Here is a 4,176-nt window from a genome sequence, read left to right as displayed (position 1 = left end):
GGGCGCAAGCAGCTATCAAAAAAAGAGCAAATCGGAGGGAGTTCGAAGTCATGGGGAATGATGGTTTGGCGTAAATTGACCCGGCTTGAGGGCTCAGGCTGTGTCAGAAGGGGTTGGCTGCCGCGGCTGCCAGGGCGTCGGCCGATTTTTTGGCGAACTCGGCGCGCAGGGCCTTGAGCTTTTCGCGCGGGTCTTCCTTGAGGGTGCTTTTGTCGAGCGCCATTTCGGCAATGAAGCGACTCGGCACGCCGGGGATCATGGTGCGGCCTTTTTTGCGCTTGCGCAGCCAGTTGACGGCCAGCGTGCGCTGGGCGCGGGTAATGCCGACATACATCAGGCGGCGCTCTTCCTGCAGGCGCAGCGCTACGTTGTCCGCGTTAACGGCGTCATCGCCATCCTTGTCATCTCCGAGCTTGAAGGGCAGCAGGCCTTCCACGCATCCGGCCAGCACCACATGCGGCCACTCCAGTCCCTTGGCGGCATGCAGCGTGGACAGCGTCACCACGTTCTGCTCGCCTTCGCGCTCGCTGATGGTCGATAGCAGGGCAATCGTTTGCACCACTTCGAGCATGGTCTTCGTCTCTTTTTCAACCACGGCGCCCGAGGCGTCTGCAATCTGCCCGCCGCAGCGCTGCGCCATCCAGTCGCAAAAATCCATCACATTGCTCCAGCGTGAAGCCGCCACTTTTTCACTTTCCTCGCCGTCGTATAGGTGCTTTTCGTAGTCAATGTCCTTGAGCCAGTCGTTCAGGAGAGCACGCGCGTCTTCCGCGCCCAGCGTTTTTCTGGCGCGCTGTTCCAGGTCGTTCACATAGCGGCCAAACTCATGCAGTGAGCCCACCGCCTTGGCGGGTAGCATGGAGCCCAGTGAGTTGCTGAACAGCGCTTCAAACAGGCTGAGCTTGTACTTGCTGGCAAAGTTGCCGAGTGCCGCCAAGGTGGTGTGGCCAATGCCGCGCTTGGGCGTGGTCACGGCGCGCATAAAGGCCGGGTCATCGTCGTTGTTGACCAGCAGGCGCATCCAGCCGCACAGGTCCTTGATTTCGGCGCGGTCAAAAAAGCTCTGCCCGCCTGACACCTTGTAGGGAATTTGCGCCTTGCGAAAGGCTTTTTCAAAGGGCTTGGCCTGGTGGTTGGCGCGGTACAGCACGCAAAAATCTTTCCAGTCCTTGTACTGGTTGCCCACGGCCTGCAGCTCGGCACCGGCGCGCAGGCTCTGGATGCGGGCGACCACGCGCTCGGCCTCATGCTCTTCACTGTCGCAATCGACGACGCGCACCGGCTCGCCTTCGCCGAGTTCGCTGAACAGCGTTTTTGGGTAGAGCTTTGGGTTGGGGCCAATCACGTTGTTTGCGGCCCGAAGGATGGCGCTGGTCGAGCGGTAGTTTTGCTCCAGCTTCACCACCTTGAGGGTCGGGTAGTCTTGCGGCAGCCTCTTCAGATTGTCCAGCGTCGCGCCACGCCAGCCATAAATCGACTGGTCGTCGTCGCCCACCGCCGTGAAGCGGCCACGCGGGCCCACCAGCAGTTTCAGCACTTCATACTGCGTGGCGTTGGTGTCCTGGTATTCATCCACCAGCACATGGCCCAACGACTGTTGCCACTTGTTGCGCACGGCTTCATGCTCTTGCAGCAGTTTGAGCGGCAGGCCAATCAGGTCGTCAAAGTCCACACTCTGGTAGGCCGTCAGTCGTTCTTCGTAGCGCGCCATGATGCGTGCGATGACGCGCTCTTCATCACCGCTGACCTGGGCTTCGGCCTGGGCGGCATTCAGCCCCATGTTCTTCCACCGGCTGATGGTCCATTGCCACTGCCGCGCGGTGGCCGCGTCGGTGCTGCCACCGGCGTCTTTCAGGATGCTGCTCACGTCGTCGCTGTCCAGAATCGAAAACTGCGGTTTCAGGCCCAGCGCTTGCCCGTCCTGCCGCAGCATGCGCACGCCCAGCGCGTGAAAGGTGCAGATGAGGACGCCCCTGGCCTGCCTGCCGATCAGGCTCTTGGCGCGTTCGCGCATCTCGGCGGCGGCCTTGTTGGTAAAGGTGATGGCGGCGATCTGCTCGGGTTTGAGCCCGGACTGGATCAGCCGGCCGATCTTGTGCGTGATCACCCGCGTTTTGCCGGAGCCGGCACCGGCCAGCACCAGGCAGGGGCCGTGCAGGTAGTTGACGGCTTCCTGCTGGGCGAGGTTGAGTCCGTGAGAGTCGGGAGAAGGTGAGGACATGCAGGCAAAGAATCGGGAAGTGGGCGCGGAAAGAGGCGCAGCAACAAGCGTGACAATAACGCCGGAATAAAGGCCAGGAGAAAAGCCAAAGGCAGCGGCCATCATAGCCAGTCGGGTGAACGCCAACCCGGCCTGTGACAATACGCTTTGTGCTAAGCATCCTCCTCGTCACCTTCCCTTTCTTTGCGCTCGTGCTGTGCGGCTATGTCGCCGCCCGCCGTGCACTGTTGCCGCAGGCCGCAATTCCGGGGCTCAACACCTTTGTGCTGTATTTCGCGCTGCCCTGCATGCTCTACCGATTTGGCGCCAGCACGCCGATTGCACAGCTGCTGGACGGCAGTCTGGTCGCGGTATACCTGCTGTGCGCCGTGGTGATGGTGGTCTTCACGATTGCAGTGACTCACACAGCGCCCAAAGGACGGATTGGCTGGAACGACGCTTCTTTTGGTGCGCTGGTGGCGGCCTTTCCGAACACCGGTTTCATGGGTGTGCCGCTGCTGGTCGCTTTGCTGGGCGCCCAGGCGGCTGGCCCGGCGATTGTGACGATCATGGTGGACATGCTGGTCACGTCGTCGCTGTGCATTGCGTTGTCGCGGCTCGATGGTGCCGACGAACACGGCGCGGCCAGGGCGGCGCGGCTAGCGCTCAAGGGCGTGTTGGTCAATCCGCTGCCGTGGTCCATTGCGCTGGGCACGCTCGCTGCAGGCCTGGGCGTTTCCCTGCCAAAACCCATCATGGACACGGTCAGCCTGCTTGCCGATGCGGCTTCGCCGGTCGCCTTGTTCACGATTGGCGCGGTACTGGCACGCTCCCAAATGAATAGCACCACCCACACGCCGCTGGCCGACTATGTGCCTGTGACGCTCATCAAGCTGGTGCTTCACCCGCTGCTGCTGGGGCTGCTGGGGCTGAGTGCGATTTCCCTGGGCCTGCCGCTGGATCGTTTTACCCTGACCGTGATGGTGCTGCTGGCGGCCCTGCCGAGCGCCAGCAATGTGGCCATGCTGGCCGAGCGCTTTGGCGCTGACAACGGTCGCATTGCCCGCATCATTTTGCTGTCAACGGTGCTGGCGTTTTTCAGCTTTCCGGCGGTGGTGGCTTTGCTGACCTGAGGACTCAGAGACTTGAACTTTCCGCTGGCGTGAGCGGTGTACGTTCAGCGTCCATGCGTTGTCAATACAACAATATTCCCACTCTGATTGATTAGGAAAGGCGGGAATCGACCCTTATGTATTGCGATGGCCGCAGTCACTGCCGTCGAGCGAGACCGGCAAGGTGCTGAAAATGGAATGGCGAAAGGAATACGGCGGCGCTTTCAGTTGGAACGCAGCCACATTGAGGATTTGGCGCAAGCGAGGGCTGACATAGGTCAAAGGAATATTTCAAAAGGCGGCTAGCATTTAACTTGGGAGGCTGTTATGTTCGATCAACCTATTAGAAACATCATGGAGCAGAAGAAATTTCTCTCTGCTCCGCCAGAGACAACCGTCAGCAACGCCGCCAGGCTGATGCTAAACAAGAACGTCGGCGCCATCATGGTCGTCGAGAACGAGCGTCTCGTCGGCATTTTTACCGAGCGAGATGCGGTATTCCGCGTGATCGCGCAGGGTCGCGATGTCAAAACCACGCCACTGACCGACGTGATGACCGCCGCGCCCAAGACCCTGGATCCTGACAAATCATACGGGCACGCGATGCTGCTGATGCAGGAGAATGGCTTCCGTCATGTACCCGTGATTGAGAACGGCCGGCCAATCGGCATCATCTCGTCCCGCAATGCGATGGATCCCGACCTTGAAGAGTTCATCTCGGAAGAACGGCGGCGAGAACACTATCGCTAGGGAATTGGCGACGACCGACCGTTTTTCTCAATGTTCCATGTCGGCTTTGGGCACCTTGCCGTCACCACGACAAATCTTGCGAATGACCGCCTTCAGTGTGCGCCGTGAAAGGCG

General features: G+C 60.5%; 3 protein-coding genes. 2 read left to right on the top strand and 1 reads right to left on the bottom strand.

Annotated features, from left to right (window positions below):
* Window positions 1–103: 103 nt before the first annotated feature.
* Window positions 104–2,221 carry an ATP-dependent helicase gene (locus B3F77_RS09375; protein WP_293604700.1) on the bottom strand — a complete coding sequence of 706 codons (2,118 nt, stop codon included), beginning with the start codon at window positions 2,219–2,221 and terminating at the stop codon, window positions 104–106.
* A gap of 149 nt (window positions 2,222–2,370) precedes the next feature.
* Here B3F77_RS09375 and B3F77_RS09370 point away from each other — a divergent pair, with 149 nt between their 5' ends.
* Both B3F77_RS09370 and B3F77_RS09365 read left to right on the top strand, forming a co-directional pair.
* Window positions 2,371–3,333 (top strand): AEC family transporter, encoded by a 963-nt coding sequence (locus tag B3F77_RS09370; protein ID WP_293604699.1) that lies wholly within the window; start codon window positions 2,371–2,373, stop codon window positions 3,331–3,333.
* 333 nt (window positions 3,334–3,666) lie between these two features.
* On the top strand, window positions 3,667–4,062 hold the full coding sequence (locus tag B3F77_RS09365) for a cyclic nucleotide-binding/CBS domain-containing protein (protein ID WP_293604698.1): 396 nt from the start codon (window positions 3,667–3,669) through the stop codon (window positions 4,060–4,062).
* Window positions 4,063–4,176 lie beyond the last annotated feature (114 nt).

It is taken from the genome of Polaromonas sp. UBA4122, assembly GCA_002381615.1.
Taxonomy (GTDB): Bacteria; Pseudomonadota; Gammaproteobacteria; order Burkholderiales; family Burkholderiaceae_C; genus Polaromonas.
Note: the sequence above shows the minus strand (reverse complement) of the source record. Positions and strands in the feature narration are given on the sequence as shown.